Annotated in this window: 21 protein-coding genes and 1 pseudogene; 11 read left to right on the forward strand and 11 right to left on the reverse strand. The window is 65.4% G+C overall.

Annotated elements, in window-relative coordinates; translation table 11 throughout:
* Nucleotides 1-60: 60 nt before the first annotated feature.
* Together EI171_RS01655 and EI171_RS01660 are read left to right on the forward strand one after the other, a co-directional pair.
* The gene (locus EI171_RS01655) at nt 61-1308 is read left to right on the forward strand and encodes an HlyD family secretion protein (RefSeq protein ID WP_039187204.1); all 1248 of its coding nucleotides are present in this window, start codon (nt 61-63) and stop codon (nt 1306-1308) included.
* Nucleotides 1256-2869 (forward strand): DHA2 family efflux MFS transporter permease subunit, encoded by a 1614-nt coding sequence (locus tag EI171_RS01660; RefSeq protein ID WP_202633089.1) that lies wholly within the window; start codon nt 1256-1258, stop codon nt 2867-2869. The genes EI171_RS01655 and EI171_RS01660 overlap by 53 nt, the downstream gene beginning before the upstream one ends.
* 18 nt (nt 2870-2887) lie before the next feature.
* Here EI171_RS01660 and EI171_RS01665 read toward each other — a convergent pair.
* Nucleotides 2888-3366 (reverse strand): annotated as a pseudogene (locus EI171_RS01665) (host attachment protein).
* 212 nt (nt 3367-3578) lie between these two features.
* On the opposite strand from EI171_RS01665, the gene EI171_RS01670 reads away from it, so the two are divergent.
* Complete coding sequence (locus tag EI171_RS01670) at nt 3579-4106, forward strand: Hsp20/alpha crystallin family protein (protein WP_161532401.1); 528 nt, start codon at nt 3579-3581, stop codon at nt 4104-4106.
* 60 nt (nt 4107-4166) lie between these two features.
* On the opposite strand, the gene EI171_RS01675 is transcribed toward EI171_RS01670, so the two are convergent.
* From EI171_RS01675 to EI171_RS01710, 8 genes are all read right to left on the reverse strand, one after another.
* Entirely contained in the window at nt 4167-5828 is a 1662-nt protein-coding gene (locus EI171_RS01675; RefSeq protein ID WP_161532402.1) for a tannase/feruloyl esterase family alpha/beta hydrolase, read from the reverse strand.
* A gap of 98 nt (nt 5829-5926) precedes the next feature.
* Nucleotides 5927-7381, reverse strand: coding sequence for a GntP family permease (locus EI171_RS01680; RefSeq protein WP_161532403.1), 1455 nt, complete (start codon nt 7379-7381; stop codon nt 5927-5929).
* Between the two features lie 3 nt (nt 7382-7384).
* The gene (locus tag EI171_RS01685; protein WP_038966094.1) at nt 7385-8404 is read right to left on the reverse strand and encodes a patatin-like phospholipase family protein; all 1020 of its coding nucleotides are present in this window, start codon (nt 8402-8404) and stop codon (nt 7385-7387) included.
* 111 nt (nt 8405-8515) lie between these two features.
* On the reverse strand, nt 8516-9760 hold the full coding sequence (gene serA / locus EI171_RS01690; protein ID WP_161532404.1) for a phosphoglycerate dehydrogenase: 1245 nt from the start codon (nt 9758-9760) through the stop codon (nt 8516-8518).
* A gap of 318 nt (nt 9761-10078) precedes the next feature.
* Nucleotides 10079-11311, reverse strand: coding sequence for a rhodanese-like domain-containing protein (locus EI171_RS01695; RefSeq protein ID WP_028175506.1), 1233 nt, complete (start codon nt 11309-11311; stop codon nt 10079-10081).
* Between the two features lie 75 nt (nt 11312-11386).
* Nucleotides 11387-12583 carry a PepSY domain-containing protein gene (locus EI171_RS01700; RefSeq protein ID WP_161532405.1) on the reverse strand — a complete coding sequence of 399 codons (1197 nt, stop codon included), beginning with the start codon at nt 12581-12583 and terminating at the stop codon, nt 11387-11389.
* Nucleotides 12584-12585: 2 nt separating this feature from the next.
* The gene (locus tag EI171_RS01705; protein WP_161532406.1) at nt 12586-14907 is read right to left on the reverse strand and encodes a TonB-dependent siderophore receptor; all 2322 of its coding nucleotides are present in this window, start codon (nt 14905-14907) and stop codon (nt 12586-12588) included.
* A 214-nt stretch (nt 14908-15121) separates the two neighbouring features.
* On the reverse strand, nt 15122-16006 hold the full coding sequence (locus EI171_RS01710; protein ID WP_161532407.1) for a dihydrodipicolinate synthase family protein: 885 nt from the start codon (nt 16004-16006) through the stop codon (nt 15122-15124).
* A gap of 178 nt (nt 16007-16184) precedes the next feature.
* Here EI171_RS01710 and EI171_RS01715 point away from each other — a divergent pair, with 178 nt between their 5' ends.
* On the forward strand, nt 16185-17597 hold the full coding sequence (locus EI171_RS01715; RefSeq protein WP_161532408.1) for an FAD-binding oxidoreductase: 1413 nt from the start codon (nt 16185-16187) through the stop codon (nt 17595-17597).
* Nucleotides 17598-17623: 26 nt separating this feature from the next.
* On the forward strand, nt 17624-18304 hold the full coding sequence (locus EI171_RS01720) for a GntR family transcriptional regulator (protein ID WP_161532409.1): 681 nt from the start codon (nt 17624-17626) through the stop codon (nt 18302-18304).
* 6 nt (nt 18305-18310) lie between these two features.
* Here EI171_RS01720 and EI171_RS44575 read toward each other — a convergent pair whose 3' ends face one another.
* Nucleotides 18311-18475, reverse strand: coding sequence for a hypothetical protein (locus EI171_RS44575; RefSeq protein ID WP_171901136.1), 165 nt, complete (start codon nt 18473-18475; stop codon nt 18311-18313).
* Between the two features lie 401 nt (nt 18476-18876).
* Between EI171_RS44575 and EI171_RS01725 the strand changes: the two genes are divergently transcribed.
* The 3 genes from EI171_RS01725 (at nt 18877) to EI171_RS01735 (ending at nt 22465) form a co-directional block, all read left to right on the forward strand.
* A complete protein-coding gene (locus EI171_RS01725) occupies nt 18877-20898 on the forward strand; it encodes a YgiQ family radical SAM protein (RefSeq protein WP_161532410.1) in 2022 nt (673 codons plus the stop codon).
* Between the two features lie 398 nt (nt 20899-21296).
* Nucleotides 21297-21755 (forward strand): Rrf2 family transcriptional regulator, encoded by a 459-nt coding sequence (locus tag EI171_RS01730; protein ID WP_161532411.1) that lies wholly within the window; start codon nt 21297-21299, stop codon nt 21753-21755.
* Nucleotides 21756-21781: 26 nt separating this feature from the next.
* The gene (locus EI171_RS01735; protein ID WP_028175499.1) at nt 21782-22465 is read left to right on the forward strand and encodes a class I SAM-dependent methyltransferase; all 684 of its coding nucleotides are present in this window, start codon (nt 21782-21784) and stop codon (nt 22463-22465) included.
* 223 nt (nt 22466-22688) lie between these two features.
* On the opposite strand, the gene EI171_RS01740 is transcribed toward EI171_RS01735, so the two are convergent.
* Nucleotides 22689-23321 carry a DUF2865 domain-containing protein gene (locus EI171_RS01740; protein ID WP_028175498.1) on the reverse strand — a complete coding sequence of 211 codons (633 nt, stop codon included), beginning with the start codon at nt 23319-23321 and terminating at the stop codon, nt 22689-22691.
* Nucleotides 23322-23582: 261 nt separating this feature from the next.
* Here EI171_RS01740 and EI171_RS01745 point away from each other — a divergent pair, with 261 nt between their 5' ends.
* The 3 genes from EI171_RS01745 to EI171_RS01755 all read left to right on the forward strand — a co-directional run bounded on the left by EI171_RS01745 (nt 23583) and on the right by EI171_RS01755 (nt 25485).
* Entirely contained in the window at nt 23583-23732 is a 150-nt protein-coding gene (locus EI171_RS01745; RefSeq protein ID WP_161532412.1) for a hypothetical protein, read from the forward strand.
* Between the two features lie 85 nt (nt 23733-23817).
* On the forward strand, nt 23818-24279 hold the full coding sequence (locus EI171_RS01750; RefSeq protein ID WP_161532413.1) for a hypothetical protein: 462 nt from the start codon (nt 23818-23820) through the stop codon (nt 24277-24279).
* Nucleotides 24280-24462: 183 nt separating this feature from the next.
* Nucleotides 24463-25485 carry an LLM class flavin-dependent oxidoreductase gene (locus EI171_RS01755; RefSeq protein WP_161532414.1) on the forward strand — a complete coding sequence of 341 codons (1023 nt, stop codon included), beginning with the start codon at nt 24463-24465 and terminating at the stop codon, nt 25483-25485.
* Nucleotides 25486-25500 lie beyond the last annotated feature (15 nt).

Genomic DNA, 25500 nt, shown 5'->3' on the forward strand with positions numbered 1-25500 from the left:
AATTCCAAAGCTAGTCGCATTTTGGAAATTATCAAGTTTCCTAATTCAGGGGAGCCGGCCATGACCGTCCACACCACCCCGACTGCTGCCGCCCAGACCGCCCTTCCAACGACCGCCCTGGAGGGGGTCCTGCCCGCCGCGCCGGTCCAGGCAAGCCGGAAAAAGCTCAATTTTCGCAAGCTGTTGCTGATGGGAGCCGCAGCCGTCGCGCTGGCCGGCGCCAGCTGGTACGGCTACGACTACTGGACCGTCGGCCAGTACCTCGTCTCCACCGATGACGCCTATGTGAAGGCCGACAACACCACGATCGCGCCGAAGGTCAGCGGCTATCTCAACCGGGTCCTGGTCGCCGATAACGAGCATGTGAAGGCCGGTCAGGTGCTGGCCCGGATCGACGACCGCGACTTCCGCGTCGCGCTTGACCAGGCCAGGGCCGATGTGCAGGCGGCGAACGCGACGATCGCCAGCAAGGAAGCGCAGCTCGAGGTTCAGCAGGCGGTGATCAAGGCCGCGCGCGCCACGCTCGACGTCGACCAGGCCGCCCTCACCTTCGCCGCTCAGGACAACAAGCGCTACACCGATCTCGCCGCGACCGGCTCCGGCAGCGTGCAGAATGCGCAGCAGGCGCAATCGCGCATCGCCTCGGCGCAGGCGACGCTCGAACGCGACACCGCCAACCTCGCCTCCGCTCTCAAGCAGGTCGACCTGCTCAAGGCCGAGATCGTGCAGGCCAAGGCGGCGGCCGCGCGCGCGGAAGCCGTGCAGCACCAGGCCGAGCTGAACCTCGGCTACACCACCGTGATCTCGCCGATCGACGGCGTCGTCGGCAACCGCTCCTTGCGCGTCGGCCAGTTCGTGCAGGCGGGAACGCAGCTGATGTCGATCGTGCCGACTGATGGCGCCTATGTCGTCGCCAATTTCAAGGAGACGCAGCTCACCCACGTGCAGGCGGGACAGGCCGTCGACATCGAGGTCGACATGTTCCCGGGCCAGATCGTGCACGGCCGCGTCGATTCCATCGCACCCGCCAGCGGCCAGGAATTCGCGCTGCTGCCGCCCGACAACGCCACCGGCAATTTCACCAAGGTGGTGCAGCGCATCCCGGTCAGGATCGCGCTCGACGCCGCGCATGGCCCCGCGATTGCGCTCCGGCCCGGCATGTCCGTGATCCCGACCATTGCAACACGTTCGACCGCGCCGGCCGCGAATGCGGCCGCCGCGCCCAAAGCGAAGCTCGTCTCCGGAGGGTCGTGCCATGTCAAACAGCCTTTCAATTTCGACGCAAGCAGCACCGGCCGCGACGCCTGATCGCGCCGTCGCCGATCCCGCCCGCGCGAGCGCCGCGACCTGGATCGCCGTGCTCGCCGCCATGATCGGCTCGTTCATGGCGATCCTGAACATCCAGATCACCAACGCCTCGCTGCTCAACATCGAGGGTGGCATCGGCACCGGCGCGGACAACGGCTCCTGGATCTCGACGTCGTATCTGATCGGCGAGATCATCGTGATCCCGCTGACCGACTATTTGAGCCGCGTGTTCTCGTTCCGCCGCTACATGCTGGTGAGCGCGTCGCTGTTCGCCGCCTTCTCCGTCGCCTGCGCCTTCACGCACGATCTGCCGTCGATGATCGCGATGCGCGGCCTGCAAGGTTTTGCCGGCGGCGTGCTGATCCCGATGGCGTTCACGCTGGTGCTGACCAAGCTGCCGAAGCCGCAGCAGCCGGTGGGGCTCGCGATCTTTGCGCTGTCCGTGACCTTCGCCCCGGCGATCGGCCCGACCATCGGCGGCTATCTCACCGAAACCTACGGCTGGCGCACCATCTTCTTCGTCAACGTGATCCCGACCGCGGTGATGGTGGCGGCGCTCTATCTGACGCTGGAGAAGCAGAAGATGCAGCTCGGCCTCCTGAAGGAGGGCGACTGGGCCGGCATCGTCACCATGGCGATCGGACTGTCGGCGCTGCAAGCGGTGCTGGAGGAAGGCAACAAGGACGACTGGTTCTCCTCGCCCTTCATCGTCAAGCTCGCGGTGATCGCGGCCGTCAGCCTGACGCTGTTCGTCACGATCGAGCTCACGATCGAGAAGCCGCTGATCCGGCTGCGCCTCCTCGCTCAGCGCAATTTCGGCTTCGGCACGCTCGCGATGACCATGGTCGGCTTCGCGCTGTTCGGCTCGGTCTACATTCTGCCCGCCTATCTCGGCCAGGCGCAGGGCTATAACGCCGAGCAGATCGGCAACGTGCTGGCCTGGACCGGCCTGCCGCAGCTCGTGCTGATCCCGCTGATCCCGAAACTGATGCAGCGCTTCGACACGCGCTACATCGCGATCACCGGCCTTCTGATCTTCGCCTACAGCTGCTTCATGAACACGGCGATGTCGCCGGACTATGCCGGCGACCAGCTCTGGATCCCGAACATCGTGCGCGCCGTGGGGCAGGCGATGGTACTGACGCCGCTGACCTCGGTGCTGACGGGCGGCATCGCACCGCAGGATGCGGCCGCAGCCTCCGGCATCAGCAACATGTTCCGCAACCTCGGCGGCGCTATCGGCACGGCGACGCTTGCCACCATCATCACCAAGCGCGAGCAATTCCACTCCAACATCATCGGCCAGTCGGTCACGCTCGGCCGCGAGGAGGTCCGCAGCCGCATCGCGCAGATGACGGACTACTTCATCGCGCACGGCGTGCCCGACCCCCATGCCGCGCGCGAGCAGGCCATCATCGCGCTCGGCAAGACCGTGAAGCGCCAGGCGCTGGTGATGGGCTATTCCGACACCTTTGCGGTGATCGGCGTCGTGCTGGTGCTCGCCGCGATCGCGGTCCTGCTGACGCGTCGGGTGAAGGCGGCGGGTGGGCCGGCGCATTGAGCCGTTCCGTTGACGTCCTCAGTGCTCTGCCGTCAGATGCTGCGCGATTTCGTCGATCGGATGCCTGGTGAGATCCTTGTGGACCTCGGCGATGATGCGCGCCTTGACGTCGGCATGAAGGGCTTCGCGCAGATCGGCCAGCGTTCGCGGGGGGCCACGACAACAAGCGCCTTCACGTCGCGCTCGCGAACGAGCTGTTCCATTGCGCCTGCCACGCGCCGCGCGAAGCGATGCTGCTCGAGATGGTGCCAGTCGGCGGCCTCGACCGCGGTTCTCTGTCCCATTGGGCTATTCAAGCGGCCCGGACGATCGGTGCCCTGCTCACGCGTGGGCGGATTCTCATCCTCGTGCACTTGCTCCATCTTCAGGCTTGGATGCAACGGATTGCCGTCGTTGCGCAGGAACAGGGCCTTGCGGCCGTCGCCAACAAACACGAGCGCGTTGTGAGGGATGTTCAGCAGCCTCATATCGATGCTCCGGCGTTGCCAGCCGAACATTCAAACTCTCGTTTGCCGACGAGGTTAACTCAAATCAATGCGAGTCAGTCGCCGAAAAACGGTCCGCAATACTTACCGATGTCTGCATGCCCGAGCTCGCATCCTGGCCACTGCGGCCGCGCTTCCGAATTTGAGACAAATCAAGGACAGGCTGTAAGCACCGATGGAGGTTTGGCGCATTGAACGAGCTCTATCTCTGAAGGAGAGAGATCATGGCAAACGAAACCAAGCTCCCCGTCACCAAGAAAACCAACGAACCCGCATTTGGCGGCGAAACGTGGCGACCGTTCGAGGCGCTCCGCAAGGAAGTCGATCGGCTGTTCGAGGATTTCGGCACTGACGATTTCTGGCGCCGCCCGTTCCATTCGCTCGCCGGCTTCGAGCGCAATTGGGCACAGAAGCTCGTGAGCACACCGGCCGTCGATGTCACCGAAAGCGACAAGGCCTATGAGATCACGGCCGAATTGCCCGGAATGGACGAGAAGGACATCGAGGTGAACGTCGCCAATGACGGGCTCACCATCAAGGGCGAGAAGAAATTCGAGAGGGAGGAGAAGCAGAAGGACTATTACGTCTCCGAGCGACGCTATGGTTCCTTTGAACGCCACTTCGGCCTCCCCAAGGATGTCGAAGCCGACAAGATCGAAGCGTCGTTCAGAAACGGCGTGCTTAAAGTGACGCTGCCGAAGACGGCGGAAGCGCAGAAGCCCGCCAAGAAGATCGAGGTCAAGGCGGCCTGACCCCCAGGCATCGGCGCGAGGCCGCCAAGGCGCAGCGGCCTCGCGGGATTTGCGCTGATCTCACTGCGCGCAGAAATAGCTCGACGCCTCCGTCACCGCACCCGCCTTGTAATGCGGCCAGGCCGGCCAGCGGCACAGCGGCAGCGCCCGCGTCACCGCGAACAACGGCCCTTCGACCTTTTGCTCGGTGACCTCCAGGTCGCCGGGCGCCTTGCCGTTCTCGACCCAGTCGACCAGCACGCTCAGCATGTCGACATTGGCCGGCGCGCCGGAACCGACATGGTCGACGCCGGGCGCGGTGTAGAGCCTTGCGAACAACTCCGTCGTCGCCGAGCCCATCAGGCGCTCGACGCTTTCGAAATAGCGGATGCCGGCATAGGGATTCTGCGCATAATCGGCCATGTGCTCGAGCATGATCAGCCGGCCGCCGCGGGCGCGGAAGCGGCTGAGATCGGGGTCGGTCGAGTCCATCAGGCTGGAGACCTCGAGCAACCGCGCCTTGTGCTCCTCCGGCTTGTAGGTCGTAACGTCGAGATTGGGATCTCGCGCGAACACATACCGGATGCCGCCGGCGCCGTAGATCCAGGCGATGCCGTTGTTGGGCGCGGGCGGCTGCGCCGGCGGCGCGGTGCCGAGCCACCACGCGATCCAGCCGCCGGTCGGACCGGCCGCCGGCGTGTCCTCACCCGACACGCCCCAGCCCGGATAGTCGTCGAGACCGTTGGCGAGCGCGAACGGGAACTTGTAGGTCGCATGCAGCGTGTTGACCGCCTTGATCTGCGCATCGGTCAAACACTCATCCCCGCTCTGGCCGCCGGCACAGCGCAGCGTCTCGACCTTGAATGCCGCCTTGCAGGATACGGGATCCTGCACCAGCGCATCGACGGAACCGTCGGCCTTGTCGCACGCCGCGCGCACGGCATCGCCGACGAGCTTGACTTGCGCCGGGTTGATCCAGCCGTCGCCCATGGTCACGAGGCCCGAACGCGTGCCGGCATGCTGGAGGCCGACCCAGTTGATGACAGGCACGCGGGCAAAGATCCCGTCGAAATCATCGGGGTAGCGCTGCGCCATGGTGAGGCCTTCGCGACCGCCCTCGGACGAGCCCATGAAGTACATCTTCTCGGGCGTCCTGCCGTAGGCGCGCTGCATCAGCGCGACGGCAACGTCGCGAACCTTTTTGTAGGCACGATGGGCGAAGTTCTCGAAGGCTTCGTCATTCAGCGCGAACACCTGCGGCGGCTCGCCCGGCCTGGACTCATGGCCGGAATCGGTACCGTAGGTGACGAAGCCGCGCGCGAGCGGCGAGGGCTTGTCGAACGGATAGGCCGGCGGCAGCGAAAGGCCGGTGATCAGCACGCCGTTGAAGCCGCCGCCGCCATATTGCACCGAGCGGCCGTTCCATTCGACCGGCAGGTTGACCTGAAACTTGATCGGCGGCGCCTTGGGATCGACGGGATCGATATGGCCGAGCACCTTGCAGAAGCCGGGATTGGCCGGCGTGATGCGCCCCGATGGTGTCGGGCCGCGCTCCGCAACAGCGAGTTGCGACGGCGCCTGCAACGTCGCAGAATCGATCTTCACGGCATCGACGCCGCCGACGAGCCCCTTGCAGACCGTGTCGGCATCCTCCACCAACGTTACCGCCGACGCGCCGCTCGCGCCCATTGCCGCCGCCGCGCCCACGAGCCATGCGCACAGCTTCGCTCTCTTTCGCGTCATCGTTTCCACCCGGCGTTCGCTGTTTGTTGGATTTGGCCAGTTGGCCGCATTGAATGCAACCTTCAACGTTCCGTCAATCGCTCACGTTCGCATTCTGATCAGAACGATCCGAACGCGCTGCCCAGCGCGATCACGGCGACCAGCGCCAGCAGCGACGTCACGATGCCGACCATGACGATGTCGAAATAGCTGTCACGGTGCGTCAGGCCGCAGATCGCGAGCAGGCTGACCACCGCGCCATTGTGCGGCAGGATGTCCAGCGTCCCCGAGCCGATCACCGCGACTCGATGCATCAGCGAGAGCTCGATCCCGGTGCGGGCGGCGAGTTCGACATAGGTCGGGCCGAGCGCTTCGAGCGCGATGGTCAGCCCGCCCGATGCCGACCCGGTCAGCGCGGCCAGGATGTTGGTCGCGACGGCGAGCGAGACCAGCGGTCCGCCCTCGATCGCCAACACCCAGTCGCGCACGATCGTGAACGCCGGCAGCGAGGCGACGACGGCACCGAATCCGACGAGGCTGGCGACACTGAACGCAGGCAGCACCGACGCATTGGCCCCGGCGTCCATGGTCCGGCGAAGCGCCGGCAGGCGGGCACGGTTCAGTGCGATGGTGGTGACGATGGCCGCCGCCAGCGCCACCGCGACCGACCACACGCCCGCGACGGCCGCGAGCGACGTTTCGCCAAAACGTTGCTCGGCGAGATAGCTGACATCGAGCCGCGGCAGCACCACCAGCGACATCACCAGATTCACGGTGACGACGACGACCAGCGGCGCGATGGCGTTCAGCACGGGCGAAGGCCGGTCGCTGCGATGACCGTGTTGTAGTTCAGCCGGATCGAACTCGCGCGCGGTCGTTGCGCGCTCGCGCACGAGTTCGTCGGCGGCGGCCTGCTCGATCAAGCCGTCGGCATCGTCGCCATAGCCTTCTCCGGCGCGGCGGGCTGCTGCCTCGGCGCGATGCAGCCACCACAATCCCGCGCCGAGCATGATGAGGGAGGCGATGATGCCGAGGCCCGGTGCGGCGAACGGCGTCGTCCCGAAGAACGGCATCGGGATCGCATTCTGGATCGACGGCGTGCCTGGCAGGGCCGACATCGTGAAGGTCGACGTTCCCAGCACGATCGCGGCCGGGATCAGGCGACGCGGAATCGAAGCCGCGCGAAACAGCGAGCGGGCCATGGGAACGATGACGAAGAACGCGACGAACAGGCTGACGCCGCCATAGGTGACCAGCGCGCCGGCGAGAACGACCGCCAGGATCACGCGCCGCTCGCCAAGGCGCTCCGCCATGAAGCCGGCGACCGACGTCACCGCGCCGCTGTCATCCATCAACTTGCCGAAGACGGCACCAAGCAGAAAGATCGGGAAGAACTGCGCCAGAAATCCCGCAGCATTCACCATGAACACCTGCGTCAGGTTCGCAAGCAACGGTTCGCCGCCGAACAGGGCAGCAACGAGTGCCGCGAACGGCGCGAGCAGAAGCACGCTCCAGCCGCGAAAGGCAAACAGGACAAGCAGGCCGAGCCCGACGAGGAGGCCGAGGAGACCCATGTCTCAGCACTCCGTCAGGAGGACGTCGAGATCGGCGGTCGATTGCCGGCCGATGTCGGCCCCATGCTCGGCGAGAAACGCGTCCGCGGCCATGCGCCCTTCGGCGCGCAGCATCGAGACGAATTCCCATTCCGCGTTGAGTTTCGACGACGCGCCGAACTTCGTCAGCATGTCGCTCTTGATCCGGTGCGTCCGCATCTTCGCCCAGCGCGCGCCTTCGCCGCTGCCGGGGTCGGCCGCCTGGCGCAGCAGCGCGATCATCCGCAGTTCCTTCATCAGCGGCGAGTTGAACGAGATTTCGTTCAGCCTGTTGAGGATTTCAGCCGCTGTCCGCGGTTCCTCCGGCCGCTCGGTCGGATTGATCTGGACGAGGATGGTGTCGTGCGCGTCGCTCTCGCGAACCAGCGGCGTGATTGTCGGATTGCCGGCGAAGCCGCCGTCCCAATAGGGCTCGCCGTCGATCTCGATGGCACGGAACATGGTCGGCAGGCAGGCCGATGCCAGCAGCACATCCGCCGTGATCTCCGCGTTGCGGAAGATGCGGCCGCGTCCGGTGCGCACCCGCGTCGCGGTGATGAACAGCTGGATCGGCGAACGCACGAGGCGTTCGAAATCGATGCTCTCGGCCAGCACCGCGCGCAGCGGATTGTAGCCGGTTGGATTGAGGTCGTAGGGCGACAGCACGCGCGACATCAGATCGGTGAGGATGTAGAAGGGCGACGTATCGAGGGTCCAGCGTCCCATCAGCCGGTCGAGCGGCGAGCGTTGCAGCGGACTGAAGGCAGCGGCCCTGGAGACGCGGCGCCAGTATTGTTCGAGCGCCTCGCGCGCGCCCTCGGCGCCGCCGGCCGTCCAGCCATCCGCCAGCACCGCCGCATTCATCGCGCCTGCGGAGGTTCCGGAGATCGCGGCGATCGTGAGCCATCTCTCTTCCAGCAGGCGGTCGAGCACGCCCCAAGCGAAGGCGCCGTGCGAACCGCCGCCCTGAAGCGCGAGATCAATCAGTACGGCGTCCCGTTCCATGGCGGACACTCACGCAACTGAAGCTCAAATTCGACGCGATTTTTGACCACGTCGAATTCGAGCGCAGTGTGAGAGCAGTTGCCAAAAGATGCAACCGGAACGTGGGGCCGTTTAGTGCTCGAATACCAGCCTTGCGCCGACCGTGCCGTCGAGAGCGCGGATCTGCTGGAGCAATTCGCCCGAATCCTGGCCGCCGAGATCGGCATCGAGCACGACGTAGCCGAGGTCGCCGGCGGTCTCCAGATATTGCGCCGCGATGTTGATGTCGCGCTGGAGGAAGACCTCGTTGAGCCGCCGCAGCATGCCCGGCACGTTGCGATGGACATGGCTGAAGCGCGCGCCGGAGGGACGCAGATGCAACTGCACCTCCGGGAAGTTCACCGCACCCATGGTCGAGCCGGTGATGAAATAGTCGACCAGCTTGCGCGCGACCTCGCCGCCGATGCGCTCCTGCGCCTCCTCGGTCGAGCCGCCGATATGCGGGGTAAGGATGACGTTGCCGAGGCCCTGCACCGGGCTCTTGAAACGATCGGAATTCGACGACGGCTCGACCGGAAACACGTCGATGGCGGCACCGGCGATGTGATCGTCGCGCAAGGCGCGCGCCAGCGCATCGAGATCGACCACGGTGCCGCGGCTGTTGTTGATCAGGAAGGAGCCCGGCTTCATCGCCCGCAGCTCCTTCTCGCCGATCATGCCTGATGTCTCCGGCGTCTCCGGCACGTGCAGGCTGACGACGTCGCTCTGCGCCAGCAGCTCCTCGAGCTTCTCGACCGGCTCGGTGTTGCCGTGGCGGAGCTTGTCGGTGCGGTCGTAATAGATCACCCGCATGCCCATGGCCTCGGCCAGCGTCGAGAGCTGCGAGCCGATATTGCCGTAGCCGATGATGCCGAGGGTGCGGCCGCGGACCTCGCGGCTGCCGGTCGCGGACTTGTCCCAGCCGCCGTCATGGGCCGAGACCGAGCGCGGGAAAATCTGCCGCAGCAGCATCACGATCTCGCCGATCACGAGTTCGGCGACGCTGCGCGTGTTGGAGAACGGGGCGTTGAAGACGGGAATACCGCGCTTGCGCGCCGCCAGCAGATCGACCTGGTTGGTGCCGACGCTGAAGCAGCCGACCGCAAGGAGCTGATCGGCGGCCGCCAGCACGTCGTCGGTAATCTGGGTGCGCGAGCGGATGCCGAGCAACGACACGCCCTTGAGCGCCTGGCGCAGCGCCTCGCCGTCCAGCGCCTTGGTCAGCCGCTCGACATTGGCAAAGCCCGCGCTCCGGAACAGGTCCACGGCACTGTCATTGACGCCTTCGAGCAGCAGCGCCTTCGCGCTCCGCTCAGGGCTTTGGCCTGGGGCTGGCATAGAATCTCCTAAAATGGCGGCTTTGCCGCAGCTCATAAACCGCGGACGGTGCACAGCACAATAGGGGTTGGATACGGGGAGAAGATGGCGGGGCGCGGGTGTGCCTGGCATCCCACCAGCTCCGTCATCCCCGCACGCACAATAGCCGCCCCGTCATCCCGAGGTGCGAGGCATGGGACGCTATGCGTCCCATGGGGAGCCTTGAAGGATGAACGGCCCCGATACAGCCGGGCCGTCGCCCTTCGAGGGCCGATGAAGAAGCGGCCACCTCCAGCGACAACGGCTTCGCCGTTGCGCGGGGGTGACGGATAGCGCCAATCAAATCACATAGAACCCGTGCGTCCCGTCAAGCCGCAGCTGCTCGACCAATCCATACTCCCAATTGAGATAGGCCTGCATCGCACCTTCCGCGACATCGGTCCCCTCATAGGGACGGCGATAGCGGTGCGCCGGATCCGGCTTCGGCAGCACGAGCGGCGGACCGACCTCCAGCGCGCCGTCATAGCCGCCTTCGAGCACGTACACCTCCCAGCCCATCTGCGCGAGCCAGGATGCCGTCATGTCAGCGCGGACGCCCTTGTCGTCGGTCAGGAGGATGCGTGCGCCACGCACCGGTGCGGCCATGTCGGTCTCCTGGACAAGCTGGCCGCCGGGATAATGGCGGAAGCCCGGAAGGTGGCCGGCCGCGTATTCCTCCGCATCGCGCACGTCGAAGCGGTAGAGCGTGCGATCGGTCTGCGCCGCGAGCGTCGCCGCCTCGCCTGCGCCGATGTGGCGGACGCCGGCGCGATAGGCGACGTCGCGGGCATTGGCCGGGCCGCCCTCGAACGGCCCGATCGCGCCGCGCCGGTCGGCGCCGTGGTTGAGCGCATGCCGCGCCAGCGTCCAGCCGATGGTGCCGTTGCGCAACGCCCGCACCTTGTTGGGCACGCCCGCATTGATCAGCGACTGGGTGCCGATGATCGAACGGGTGCGGCCGGCACAATTGACGATGATGGTGGTGTCGGGATCGGGCGCGGCCTGGCCTGCCCGCAGCACAAGTTCCGCGCCGGGCACGCTGACCGAGCCCGGAATGTTCATGGTCGCATATTCGTCGAAGCGGCGGACGTCGAGGATCGCGATGTTGGCCTTGTCCGCGATCAGTTTTGCCACTTCGTCGGCACTGAACGACGGCGTGTGACGTCGCGCCTCGACCAGCTCGCCGAACGCTTTCGAATAGGAATTGACGTCCTCGAACACCTGATAGCCCGCATCGCGCCAGGCCCTCAGCCCGCCATCGAGCGCACGGACATTGCTGTAGCCGAGCGCCGCAAGGCGCTCTGCGCCCGCCGCGACCAAACCCTCACCGTCATCATAGAGCACAACCGCAACGTCCTTGCGCGGCAGTCTCACCTCGGCCTCAATCGCGATCCGGTCCGCGGCCATGTTGGCCGCGAACAGCGGATGGCCGGTGGCGAAGGCGGCCTCGTATCTGAGATCGAGCAGCGCGATCTCCTCGCGCAGCAGCAGCGCGCGGCGGATATCGGCGGGGGTGACGGTCGAAAGCTTCATGGCGTGAACCTTGAGAGGACAGGCCATGGGCTTTTGAACGATCGCAGGCGAGTTGGCTAGTCTTTCCGGCGCAGCTCACTCGCCGGGAACGAGGAGCCCGAGCGGCGGCTGCGCAGGACGCCGCAACCTGCGGCGCGACAGGTAGAGCAGGAGACCGGTGATCGCGAATAGCGGCATCAAGGCCGCGGCAATCATGAACGCGAGCTTGCCCGGCCACCCCAGGATCGCACCACGATGGATGTCGTACACGGCCGCGATGATCTTCTCGCCGAAGGTCTTGTCGGCGTAGCGATCCGCGGCGACCAATTGACCGGTAGCGGCATCAACGCGGAATTCGTCGCGCGTGGCCTCGAGCGTCGAATCCTTACCCCACGACCGGATCCGTATCGCCGTGCCGGGGCCGGCGGGTAGCGTCAGCAGGGCCCTGGAGAAGCGGTCGCCCTCCTCGCGCTGGAACGTAGTCCATGCCTGGTCGAATCCGATCGGCCGGGCCGGCTCGGAAACGGCCGCCACGCGCGGCGCCTTTGCAGGCATCTTGGGCTGCATCTTCGCGGCTGCCACATGCGGGCGCGACAGCAGCCAGGCGACGCCGTCCTTGTACCAATCGAACGAGTACCAGAGCCCGGTGAGCGTCATCACCAGATAGATCGGAAGAACCCAGGTGCCGATCACCGCATGCAGCGTTCGGTGCAGACCGCGTCCGCTGAGTCCGAGATTGGGCTTCAGCCACATCTTCACGCTGCCGGCACGGCGCGGCCAGCGCAGCACGAGACCCGAAACCAGCATGACGATCAGGCCGAGCGCGGCCACGCCGGTGACCTGGCGCCCCCAGCCTTTGGCATCGCCGGGGATGAGCAACCAGCGATGCAGCCTGCGCACGGTCGCGAAAAATTCCTCGCCCCGCGGCGAACCCAGCACGCGCGCGTCGTAGGGGTCGAGATAGAGCGAAGCCGGCCGCCCGCCCTGCTCATCGCGGCCAAAGCGGACATGCACCGCCGCGGCCGGATCGCTCGACAGAGTGACGGCCGAGACCTTGCCGAAAGCCTGGGCCGCCTTCAGCCGCGCGACCAGTTCGTCCGGCATCAGCGCCGGCGTGGACCGCGGCAAGACCTGCATGATGCCGGCGTTCAGATGGTCGACGATCTCGTCCTCAAAGCTCATGATCGCGCCGGTCAGCGCGATCAGGGACAGCAGCAGCGCGAGCGCGAGGCCCGCGATGGAGTGGACCTGGCGCAGGACGGCCTTGATGGTGTGCCCCAGCCGCGCTGCCATCGTTAGAACTTCACCGTCGCCGACAGAGAGACACGGCGAGCATCGCCAATGGCGACGTTCAGATTGTTGACGGCAGAAGGATAATAGACGGTGTCGAATAGGTTCTTGACGTTGAACTGATAGACGACCGGGAACTGCTCGTACTTGGTCTCGTAAGTCGCGAAAATGTCCGCGACGACATAGGACGGCAGGAAGAAGGTGTTGGTCGAATCGCCGGGACGGTCGCCGACATAGCGCGCGCCGCCACCGAGCCGGAGCTGACCCGGCAAGGCTGTGCCAAAATCATAGACCAGATAGAGCGAGGCCGTGTTCAGCGCGACGTTCTGCAGCTTCTTGCCGTAGAGCGTCGGATCTTCGGACGCCGTCACCCGCGCATCGGTGTAGCCATAGCTGCCGATCAAGGCCCAGCTGTCGGTGAGCCTGCCGGTGACGTCCAACTCGATGCCGCGCGAGTGGGCACGGCCGACGGTGTGGAGCTCCACCACGCCCGCGCTGTTCGTCTTCGTCGTCTGCACGTTCTTCTTGTCGAGATCGTAGAGCGCAAGTGTACCGGAGATGCGCTTGTTCAGATCGAACTTCACGCCAGTCTCGTATGACACGCCTTCTTCTGGCGCGACGTTGGAGTCGATCGTGACGCCGATCGGGGCAATGGTCGAGTTCGGCTTCAGTGACTCGGTATAGCTCGCATAAAGCGAGACCTGGTCGGTCAGCTTGAAAATGGCGCCGCCGAGCGGAAGTACCTTGTCCTGGGACACGTTGGTGTTGGTGACGAACGGCTTTCCGCGGCCGGCGATCTGGTCGTAGTCCATGTAGCGCACGCCGCCGACCAGTGCGAACCGTTCGGTCAGATGCAGCGTGTCCTGGAAGAATAACGACCATTGGCCGAGCTTGTCAGTCTGGGCGCTGTCGCTGTTCGAGGCCGTCGTCCCCGGCCCGATCAGCCCGTAGACGGGATTGTAGACATTGAAGGCGGGAGTTGCCTGCCGGATCAGAACGTCGCGGTAGATAGTGCGATACTGGCCGTCGCCGCCGAACACCACGTCATTGCGCATGTTGCCGAGCCAGAAGCCACCGGAGATGTAGGACGTTCCGTAGCTGACATTGCTGAGCGAGCTCCCTGTGCCGTCATTGCTGCGCGTCTCGGCACCCGTCGCGAAGTTGATGCCGGTGATGCGGAGCTGGTTGGCGCTGAAGGTTTCGGTGTTGTAGCTATAGCCTGCGTAGAGCTTCCAATCCTGGTTGAAGCGGTGCTCGACCGACGCCTGCATCAGGTCGGAGGTGCCCCATGTGTTGTTGAAGGGCTCGTCGAGCCGGCGGTCGGCTGGAACTGCCAGCGGCGCTTTCGTCACCGGATTGAATGCGGTGCCGCGATCGAACGGATAGATGAACTCGCGATGCTCGTAGTTGAGCTGGACCGTGGTGTCCTGGCCGTACCAGGCCAGCGACGGCGCGACCAGCATCTCGCGGTGACGGCCGAAATTGCGCCAGTAATCCTCGCTGACGCCGTAGCCAATGAAGCGATAGGCAAGGCCCTGGTCGCCGATCGGACCGGTGACGTCGAGCAGGCCGTCGGCGCCGGTCTTGGAGGCACTGAAGGCCGAGCCGAGCAGCGTCACCGAGCCGTGCTGGTAGAGCTCGGGGCGCTTGCTGATGGTGTTGACGATGCCGCCGGGGTCCATGATGCCGTAGAGCAGCGAGGCCGGTCCTTTCAGCACCTCGACGCTTTCGACCGCGGCGTTCAGGCTGCGGCCCTGCACCAGCGGCATGCCATTGCGCATGATCGAGCCGTCGCGGTTGTCTCCGAAGCCGCGGCGGATCACCGCGTCCTGGCTGCCGGCGAGCGTGTTAGTCTGGGTGATGCCGCTGATATTGATCAGCGCGTCGTCGATGTTGCGCGGGAGCTGGTCCTTCAACACCTGCTCGGGAACGATGTTGACGGCCTGCGAGGTATCGAGCGGCGAGGCGCCGCTGCGCAGCGTGGTCGCACTCGGCATCGCACGGTAGCCGAGCTTGGCGGCTTGCTGCGCGGCGGCCTCCGCGGCCGCGCGCTCGGATATTGTCGGCGCTGCCGGCGCGGCATTGCGATTGCGTTGGCGCGCGGCGGTCTGGGTGCGGCGTGAAGTCTCCTCCGATGCACGCGCCGGCTTCGGCCGCTGTGCCGGCGCCTCCACCGTCACCGGCGGCAGGGCCGATTGCGCCTGCGCGCTCGTCGTGTTGGAGGGATATTCGGCGAGCAGCACGGCTGCTCCGATGAGAAGACCTGCACGGCTCCCGCCGGCACGAATTCGATGACCGCTGACGCGGCCACCCAGATGGGCACGCACTTTCGATTCACTTCCAAGTCAGACACAGCATTGAAGCTGGCGCGTCTAACAGCCGTTGCGAATGAAGAGAACCGTAGGCGGGCTTGAATCCCTCTAGTGTTGAATGGTTCTAAGCGCGGATGGACGCGGAACAGCAATCAAGGATTGCTCTCGCGCACGATCGCGACGCGCTGCGCGCGAAATCCGCGGCGGCTTGTCGCAACGTTGCGGGATTTCACACGACGGCAGGAGCCATCAGTTCGTCGAGCTTCCGCTTGGACGCAGTGCCGTCCGACAAGGCCCGGAGCGGCGGGCGCACGCGCAGCCACGCTGCATCGCCCGTCTGCGCCGCAAGGATCGCCTTCAGCGTTGCGAGGAAGGATGGCGTCTTCACCACGACGTCGATCGCGGCCTGCATGCGTGCTTCGACATCCTTGCCGTCGATCATCGCCTTGACCAGCTCCGGCGCAACGTTCGCCATGCCGCAGATGGTGCCGGCGCCGCCGGCGGCGATGGCGCGGGCGATGTCGGCTTCGTTGCCGACGGTGATGGCGAGCTCCGGGCTAGCTGCGCGGAACGCCTGGAACTGCTTGAAGTCGCCGCTGGAGTCTTTCAAGCCTGCAACCAGCTTGCCATAGCGCTTGCGCAAGCTTGCGGCGACCGTGGTCGGAATCGCAACGCCGGAGATCTGCGGGATGTGATAGAGCGAGGCACGCAGGCGATCGTCGGCAACGCCATCGATGATCGCAGCGAAGGCATCCTCGATACCCTCGGGCGTGACGCTGCGGTCGAAGTAAGGCGGCAACAGCAGCACGTGGCGCAGGCCGAGGCCGAGCACGGCGCGCGTCAGCGCGATACTGTCGCTGATGGCGGGAAATCCACCGCCGATTCCGATGCGCTCCGGCGCGACGCCGGCCTTGAGCATGGCTTCGATGGTCGCGACGCGTTCGGCGACGTTGAAGGAGGTACCCTCGCCGGTGGTGCCGAACAGCACGACACCGTCGACGCCTTTGCTGAAGAGTTGCTTGGCGTGGGCGGCGAGCCGGGCGTGATCCACGCCACCGTCGGTCGCCAGCGGCGTCGCCGACGCCACCCAGAACCCGCGAATTGCCTCCATCATCACACCACCCTTTGCTGCGGTCTCGGACTAAGCCTCTGATCCCTAACGATCTTCCGGGCTCAGCGGAGACTTGTTTTTGCTTTACTTTTCACCTTGTACCTTACATACAAGACAGACGCAAATCCCCGTCGCGCAGCAGGCGCGCGACAGACGCGGCCAGATTTTGAGGAGGTCTTGCATGGACATGGTGACCCCTGTGGAGCGTCCCGACCAATTGCTCGCGGCCTTGCGCGACAAGCTCGGCGCGGCCGCCGTGCTGACCGGCACCGATGTGCCTGCGCGCAATTGCAACGACTGGAGCGCGAGCCTGCCGCAAACGCCGCGGGCGGTGATCCGTCCGCTCGATGCGCAGGGCGTTGCCGATGCGATTCTGACCTGCCGCAAGGCGCATCTGCCGTTCGTACCGCAGGGCGGATTGACCGGGCTGTGCCGCGGTGCCTCGCCTGAAGCGGGCTGGGTCGCGATTTCGCTGGAGCGCATGACCGGCATCGAGGAGATCGATCGCGCGTCGATGACGATGACGGTGAAGGCGGGCACGCCGCTGGAGACGATCCAGAAGGCCGCGGACGAGGCCGGCTTCTTCTTTCCGCTCGACCTCGGCTCGCGCGGCTCGTGCGCGATCGGCGGCAACCTCTCCACCAATGCCGGCGGCAACCGCGTGATCCGCTACGGCATGACGCGCGAGCTGGTGCTCGGCCTGGAGGTGGTGCTGCCTGATGGCACCATCATCACCAATCTCAACAAGCTGATGAAGAACAATGCGGGCTACGACCTGAAGCATCTGTTCATCGGCTCGGAAGGCACGCTCGGCATCATCACCCGCGTGGTGCTGAAACTGTTCCCGAAGCCGCGCTCGACCATGGCGGCGCTCTGCGCGCTGAAGGACTATGCGGCGGTGATCGCACTGCTGGACGCCGCGCGCAGCGGGCTCGGCCCGCTGCTGTCGGCGTTCGAGGTGATGTGGCCGGATTATTGGGACGTGATCACGACGCGCGCCGGCGTGAAGCCGCCGGTCGCCGCGGGTCACGGCCTCTACGTGCTGGTGGAAGCGCAGGGCACCGACGAAAGCCTGGATGCGCCACGCTTCCAGAGCTGGCTCGAGGAATTGATGGAGCGCGGGCTCTTGGCCGATGCCGCCGTCGCGCAATCGCTGGCGCAGACGCAAGCCTTCTGGCGGGTGCGCGACATCTGCGCCGAGTTCGGCCAAGTGCTGGGCCCGCACATCTCCTACGACATCGGCCTTGCGGTTAAGCGGATGGACGAGTTCGTCACGCGCTGCAAGGCCGCACTCGCCGACGGCATCAAGGGCTGCGAGAGCGTCTATTACGGCCATATCGGCGACGGCAATCTGCACCTCGTGTCCTGGGTCACCGGGCTTTCCGTCGAGCAGCAGCCGAAGGAAGAGATGGACGCGATCATCTACGGTCTCGTGCGCGAGATGGGCGGCAGCGTCTCCGCCGAGCACGGCATCGGCACGCTGAAGAAGAAATGGCTGGGTCATGCCAGGAGCGAAGCCGAGATCGCGCTGATGCGGACGCTGAAGGCCGCGCTCGATCCCGATCATCTGCTCAATCCCGGCAAGGTGATCTGACCGGTTGCACGGTGATGGGAGCGCCGATGAGATCATTGAAGCTCGATACGCCGAAATCGCTGTCGCAGCGGGTGATGCAGCGGCTGCGGCAGGCGATCATCGACGGCGAGTTCGCGCTCGGCGCGGCGATCTCCGAGGAGATGGTGGCGAATTCCTTCGGCGTCAGCCGGACGCCGGTGCGCGAGGCGATGGGCCAGTTGCAGGCGCAGGGGCTCGTGGTGATCCGCCCGCAGGTCGGCAGTTTTGTCTTCACCCCGAGCGCGGACGACATCGCCGCGCTCTGCACTTTCAGGATCGCGCTGGAGCCCAAGGCCGCAGAACTCGCCTTCCGCCACGATCGCGATGGTGCGGTGGCGACGATGAGCGAGGCGATCGAGGCGATGGAGCCGGCGGTCTCGGCCCGCGACAACATCGCCTATGGCCGCGCCGATGCAGCGTTCCACGAGGCGCTGTTCGCCCATTGCGGCAACCGCTACCTCGTCGAATCCTACCAGCTCGTCTCCGGCCGCGTCGCGGCGCTGCGCACCAATCTGACCTCGCCGATCGACGTGCGCACCCGCACGTCCTTCGACGAGCACCGCAAGTTGCTGGACCTGTTCGCGCGCGGCGCGTTTGCGGCTTTCGAAGCGCTGATGACCACGCACATCACCAATTCGGGCGTGGTCTACGCCAAGGCCTTGAAAGTGGAGGCGTTGAAAGTGGAGTGAGCGGTTCTACCGCCCGTCCTTCGGACCAGGCCTGTCCAGGAAATCCAGCGCGGTGTTGATCTGCTCGAGCTGATGCTCGATCCTGTCGCGGTCCTCGACGGTTTGCGCCGTCTCGAGCTCCTCTACGAGCTTCTGCTTCCGCGCCAGCAGGTTCTCTATGACCGTACTCACAAGTCCCCCATCGCCCCGAAGCGAGCATCAAGGCAAAAATCCGGTTGCGGGCACTGGCGCCGGGATCGTCGCGGCGCGCGCGAGCAGAGCTCGCGCCGGTGCCTTCATCAGAATGTTCGCGGGGGCGGTTGGTTCCTGCAAATGAACCGCAACGCGGGGCCGACGGAACTGTCGGCGCAAGCTGACCGCCGTCAGAAGCTTCCTTGCCCATCATATGAGCGATCCGTCGTCCGGGTTCTCACCGCGGCCGGCATCGGATCTGCGATTGCTCCATCACAGTCCGCTGACGCTGCCCGCGCGACTGGCGTTGCCGAATTGCGCGCCACGCGGGAACCGGAATCGTCGAAGACAGCCCAGCGATCGGTTGTATTCGCGCCTCCGGAGTCCTATGCGTATGCGCCATGGACACCCAGATCATCGCCGCCGAAAAGCCTCTGATGGCCCAGGCCCGCCCGCGCAAGCCGGCGCCGTTTCTCCCGATGAGCCGCGCCGAGATGGACGCGCTCGGCTGGGATGCCTGCGACATCGTGCTGGTGACGGGCGATGCCTATGTCGACCATCCGAGTTTCGGCATGGCGATCATCGGCCGGCTGCTGGAGGCGCAAGGCTTCCGGGTCGGCATCATCGCGCAGCCGGACTGGCATTCGGCCGAGCCGTTTAGGGCGTTAGGCAAGCCAAAGGTGTTCTTCGGCGTGACCGGCGGCAACATGGACTCCATGGTGAACCGCTACACCGCGGACCGCCGCCTGCGCCATGACGACGCCTACACGGCGGGCGGCGAAGGCGGCAAGCGGCCGGACCGCTGCACCATCGTCTATGCCCAGCGCTGCCGCGAGGCGTTCAAGGACGTGCCGGTCGTGCTCGGCGGCATCGAGGCCTCGCTACGCCGGATCGCCCATTACGACTACTGGTCCGACAAGGTGCGCCGCTCGGTGCTGGCCGACGCCAAGGCAGATCTGCTGCTCTACGGCAATGCCGAGCGCGCCGTCGTCGAAGTGGCGAACCGTCTTGCCGCCGGCGAAGCGCCGCGCGAGCTCGACGACATCAGGGGCGTCGCGCTGTTCCGCCGCGTGCCCGAGGATTACAGCGAACTGCACGCCGACGATCTCGACTCCGCCGACGAGGGCGCAACCCGCCAGAAGGGCGCGACCGTCATTCGCCTGCCGGCGCTGGAGCAGGTCGAGCAGGACAAGGAAGCCTATGCGCGTGCGTCACGCGTGCTGCACCGGGAGAGCAATCCCGGCAATGCGCGGCCGCTGGTGCAGCGTCATGGCGACCGCGATCTCTGGCTCAATCCGCCGCCGATCCCGCTGACCAGCGACGAGATGGACGCGGTCTACGATCTTCCTTACGCGCGCGCGCCGCATCCGTCCTACGGCGATGCCAAGATCCCGGCGTGGGACATGATCAAGTTCTCCGTGACGATCATGCGCGGCTGTTTCGGCGGCTGCACCTTCTGTTCGATCACCGAGCATGAGGGCCGCATCATCCAGAACCGCTCGGAAGGCTCCATCCTGCGCGAGATCGAGAAGATCCGCGACAAGACGCCGGGCTTCACCGGCGTGATCTCCGACATCGGCGGCCCCACCGCCAACATGTACCGGATGGCGTGCAAGGACCCGAAGGTCGAGGCGGCGTGCCGGCGACCGTCCTGCGTCTTCCCGGAGATCTGCCCGAACCTCAACACGTCGCATGACGATTTGATCCGGCTCTATCGCAAGGTGCGCGAGACCAAGGGCATCAAGAAGGTGATGGTCGCCTCCGGCGTGCGCTACGACCTCGCGGTGGAGAGCCCGGAATACATCAAGGAGCTCGTCACCCATCACGTCGGCGGCTACCTGAAGATCGCGCCGGAGCATACCGAGCGCGGCCCGCTCGACAAGATGATGAAGCCGGGCATCGGCGCCTACAACCAGTTCAAGCGGATGTTCGATGCCGCGGCCGAGCAGGCCGGCAAGAAATATTACTTGATCCCGTATTTCATCGCGGCGCATCCGGGCACGACCGACGAGGACATGATGAACCTCGCGCTCTGGCTCAAGAAGAACCGCTATCGCGCCGACCAGGTGCAGACCTTCCTGCCCTCACCGATGGCGACCGCGACCGCGATGTATCACACCGGCGTCAATCCGCTGCGCGGCGTGCGTCACGGCGGCAGCGACAAGGTCGAGGCGATCAAGGGCCTGCGGCAGCGCCGCCTGCACAAGGCGTTCCTGCGCTATCACGACCCCGACAACTGGCCGGTGCTGCGCGAGGCGCTGAAGGCGATGGGCCGCGCCGACCTGATCGGCTCCCGTCCCGACCAATTGGTCCCAGCGCACCAGCCGCCCGGCACCGGCAAGGCCGCCGGCACAAGGCGGCCCGTGCGCCCCGGCGGCAAGACGCAGCGGTTCACGACCAAGGGTCTGCGGGTGATGAAGTAGGCAAAGCCGGATGAGGTCCGGTCCGGCCTGCCTTCAAAATAGAAAATTTGAAAACAACCCCATGCACAGTAGCCTGCATGAGCGGGATCAATGGCTTACGCGCTTTGCGCCGACGTTGACCCGTCGGGCAAGACTGGAGCAGGATGGCATCGTCGGGCGCCTGGGATGAGCAAGCCTCCGGCGCCACTCCGTATCGATATCGTCAAGCTTCACACAGCGTCCCGCGCGCGAGCTTTTTCGCGCCTGTTCGACGCGCTGTGCGGATCATGCTCCAAACGATAGTCGAACCAGTCCATCGATTGGAATCCAATCTACACGCCGGGCGATGAGCGCTCGCTCCGTACCGCACACACCGAGACCCCTTGACCTCGGCGCCATCATGCAACATATGAAGTTACATGAAACGAGACAGCCGTCTATCCGGCGTGCTCCATGTCCTTCTCCACATGGCGCAGCAGCCTGGCCCCTTCACGTCCGAGACCCTGGCGAAGGCGATGGACACCAACCCGGTGGTGATCCGGCGCATCATGGCGGGCCTCAGGGACCTCGGCTACGTCCGCTCCGAGAAGGGGCATGGCGGCGGCTGGACGCTGGCCTGCGAGCTTTCAAAGGTGACGCTGCGCGACGTCTACACCGCGCTCGGCAGTCCCTCGCTTCTGGCCATGGGCAACCGGACGGAGGCGCCGGGTTGCCTCGTCGAGCAGGCCGTCAATGCCGCCCTGGATCGGACCTTTCAAGATGCCGAGGCGCTGCTGCTGTCACGCTTTGGCAAGGTGACACTGGCGATGCTGGGCGATGATCTGCGCAAGCGGCTCGGGGCCCGCAAGGTCCGCGACATCAGCGCGCATCACGCGTGATCGGCTCCGTTCAGCAAGGCAACCTCATGACCGACATTCAAGCCATGTTCTCCGATCCGCAAGCAGTGGCGAAATACACGGAAGGGCCGCCGCGCTTCGTTCCCGGCTACAATTCCATGCTGTCCATGGCGGCGATCCTGCTGGCCGAGCGCGCGCGTGAAGACGCGCGAATCCTCGCCCTCGGCGCCGGAGGCGGCCTGGAGTTGAGGGCTTTCGCGCAGGCGCAGCCGCGCTGGACCTTCGATGGTGTGGACCCCTCGGCGGCGATGCTCGATCTCGCGCGGCAAACGTTGGGCCCGCTCGCTTCGCGCGCGCATCTCCACCGGGGCTATGTCGACGCTGCCCCGGAGGGGCCGTTCGACGGCGCCACGTGCCTGTTGACCCTGCACTTCGTCGATGCCGCGGAACGGCGTCGCATTGCCGCCGAAATCCGCCGCCGCCTCAAGCCGGGCGCGCCCTTCGTGATCGCTCATTTCAGCATCCCTGATCGCGACGATGAGCGGCCGCTGTGGCTATCGCGATATTCGGCGTTCCTGGCCGCATCCGGCGTCGAGCCGGACAAGGCGGCTGCCGCGCGCGACGCCGTCACCAACCATCTGGAGATCCTCACGCCCGCGCAGGATGAGGCAATTCTGCGGAACGCTGGCTTCTCCGAGCCGACCCTGTTCTACGCCGGATTCACCTTCCGCGGCTGGGTGGCATACGCCTGAGACGTCACGCTTCGTCGACACGGCGCGCATTCATGGAAAGCCGGGACCCGCCGGGACGTGCAGACATGATCCCTTAGCCCGCGAATGAGGCGGTGTCCGTTCTGCCTTCAAAACCAGACATGGCCAGTACGCTCCTGCGAGTCGGCAAAGGGCCAACAACGGAAGAAGCTCTGCAAGAGGTGATCGTCGGACATTGCTTGCAGCATCAATCCGCATCTACGCGCTAGTCGCGCGCGGGCACCGGCTTCCGCGTGATGGTCGCCGCCGGAAGCGGCGTGAAATCCGGGTTCTGGTCGTTACCGACCCGTATGCCGGAATAAGCGACGAGCCCGTCAGCGGTGGCGACCGCGTCGCCCGAGCGTAACGAGCCGTCCATCGCGAGATCGACTGATGCAAGACCGGCGGGGCTTTGGCCGTTGCAAGTGCAATCGGCGCGCAGCGCCTTCCGATAGGCAAAGGCGTTTTCGCTATCGGCGTAGCGTTCGCCGGTTGCGGCATAGGCTCTGTCAATGCTGGAGCCGAAGAAAACTTTGGTCGGGCTTGCCGGACAGAAGGCCTTACACATCTGCGCCGGCGAGGCCGCGCCGCGCATCAGCGGAAAATATTTGCCGTCGCAACTGCGCACGCAGAAGGCAGGTCCCGCGCTTACGACGACCGGCCGCGGCGGTGGTGATTGCGGATCAAAAGACGAGGTCTGCTGCTGTTGCTTCTGGCCGCCACCGAAAAAGAAATCAAGCAAGCCTTCGGCCGCACTCATTTCGGGCGTCAGCGCCACGGGGCCAACGATGGCGACAGCAACAAGCATGCGGCGCAGCTTGCGCTGAAAGCATGATTCGGTACGCATCGCTTGCTCCACCGGACGCAACGAACTCTCTTCAGCACAAAGAGCGCTTGCGGCAATCGTGGATACGAAACGCGCTCTAAGCTGGGCGCAGAAGGGGAAAGAAATAGGCGAGTGGGCACGGCAAGCGCCACATTTCGGCCGTTATGGGACGCCGTGGGAGCCGTGATCCCCCGGAGTTCGCGCCGCGTTGAAACCGACCGAAGTCCGGTTCGGGTCAAAAGCAGCGGTCGTCCAATCTGTCAGGCGGTGTCCGGCCTCCCTCAAACCGCAGACATGACGATCGCTCATGTGGCGCTCGGCTCGGGGCCACTGACAGACCATTTTTGCGTGACCAAGTACGGTCTGCTCGCGGAAGCCGACGTGAGCGGCGGCATTACCGGCACATGCGGGAGCATCACCGACGTTAACCCTGTCGGCAAATGATTTGTCGCGAGTCGGCAGCCGTCGACAAGTTGCCTCATTGGCGCGGAGAATTTTCAGCGGCACGAATCTGGGTCAGAGGCGCATTATGCTGAGAATGGCGTTGTTGGGCCTCCTCATCCTGTTGAGTGTAGGAATGCTGTCGGCAATGGAGCTGAGAGCGCCACCGCGTCGCGCGGCCGCGATCGTGCAGCCGCTTGCCGAGCAGGACGCGGGCACTTCTGCTTCACACGACGCCCTGGCGAAGGCTGACCGCCTCGACGTTGCCGCTGTGAGCAGCGCGATGCCGACACAGACTGCTTCGGTGGAAGACCGCGTTGCTCCGCCAGAAGACGCCCATATTGGCTCGTCCGAGCCGGAGCCGATCGTCCGTCATCGGCACAATCCGAAAAAGATCGCGACCGCTGAACGTTCCAAGCCGAAGGCAACCGCTGTCAAGCGAACTGCCAACTTCCAGCGCTCAAAGGCCGCAAGCAATGCGGAGCCCTGTCGGCTCAAGGCGTTTGGTGGCTTGCGCAAGGCATTGAATTTGACCGGTTGCGACATCTGAGGACGCTTCTCGGGTGGCCGATTGAAGTTGAGCGATCCGAGTTCGTGGCCCGCTATCGGGCAGCAGTCCAGACCGCGCCTAATCAGTTTCCCCAAAGGGGGCTTACGGGTGCACACCCCGTATTGCCATCTTTCCTCCGATCTACGTCTCGCAAACTCTTCCGATCATCCATATGTTGCCCCCATGAAAAAGATCGGATTTCTGTCCTTCGGACACTGGACGCCCTCGCCGCAGTCGCAGACGCGCTCGGCGGCGGACACGCTGCTGCAATCGATCGAGCTTGCGGTTGCGGCCGAACAGCTCGGCGCGGACGGCGCCTATTTCCGTGTGCATCACTTCGCGCGCCAGCTGGCCTCGCCCTTTCCGCTGCTTGCCGCGGTCGGCGCCAGGACCAGCACAATCGAGATCGGCACCGCCGTGATCGACATGCGCTACGAGAACCCGCTCTACATGGTGGAGGACGCGGGCTCCGCCGATCTCATCGCCGGCGGCCGGCTGCAGCTCGGCATCAGCCGCGGCTCGCCCGAGCAGGTGATCGACGGCTGGCGCTATTTCGGATACCGGCCGGCCGACGGCCGGAGCGATGCCGACATGGGCCGCCGCCATGCCGAGGTCTTTCTCGACCTGCTCCGCGGCGAAGGCTTTGCCGAGCCCAATCCGCAGCCGATGTTTCCGAACCCGCCGGGGCTGCTGCGCCTCGAGCCGCATACCGCCGGCCTGCGCGAACGGATCTGGTGGGGCGCCGGCTCCAACGCGACCGCCGTGTGGGCGGCGAAGCTCGGCATGAATTTGCAAAGCTCGACGCTGAAGAACGACGAGACCGGCGAGGCCTTCCATGTGCAGCAGGCCGCGCAAATCCGCGCCTATCGTGCCGCGTGGAAGGAAGCCGGCCACGCCCGCGAGCCGCGCGTGTCCGTCAGCCGCAGCATCTTCGCGCTGATGAACGATCGCGACCGCGCCTATTTCGGCGGGGAGCGCGGAGGCGAAGACCAGATCGGCTTCATCGACCCGCAGACGCGGGCGATCTTCGGCCGCTCCTATGCGGCGGAGCCGGATGTGCTGATCGAGCAGCTGCGGCAGGATGAGGCGATCGCGGAGGCTGACACCTTGCTGCTGACGATCCCGAACCAGCTGGGCGTGGCCTACTGCGCGCATGCGATCGAGGCGATCCTGACGCACGTTGCGCCTGCGCTCGGCTGGCGCTGAGAGATCTGGCGAAAG

The organism is Bradyrhizobium sp. LCT2 (assembly GCF_009931255.1).
Classification (GTDB): Bacteria; Pseudomonadota; Alphaproteobacteria; order Rhizobiales; family Xanthobacteraceae; genus Bradyrhizobium; species Bradyrhizobium diazoefficiens.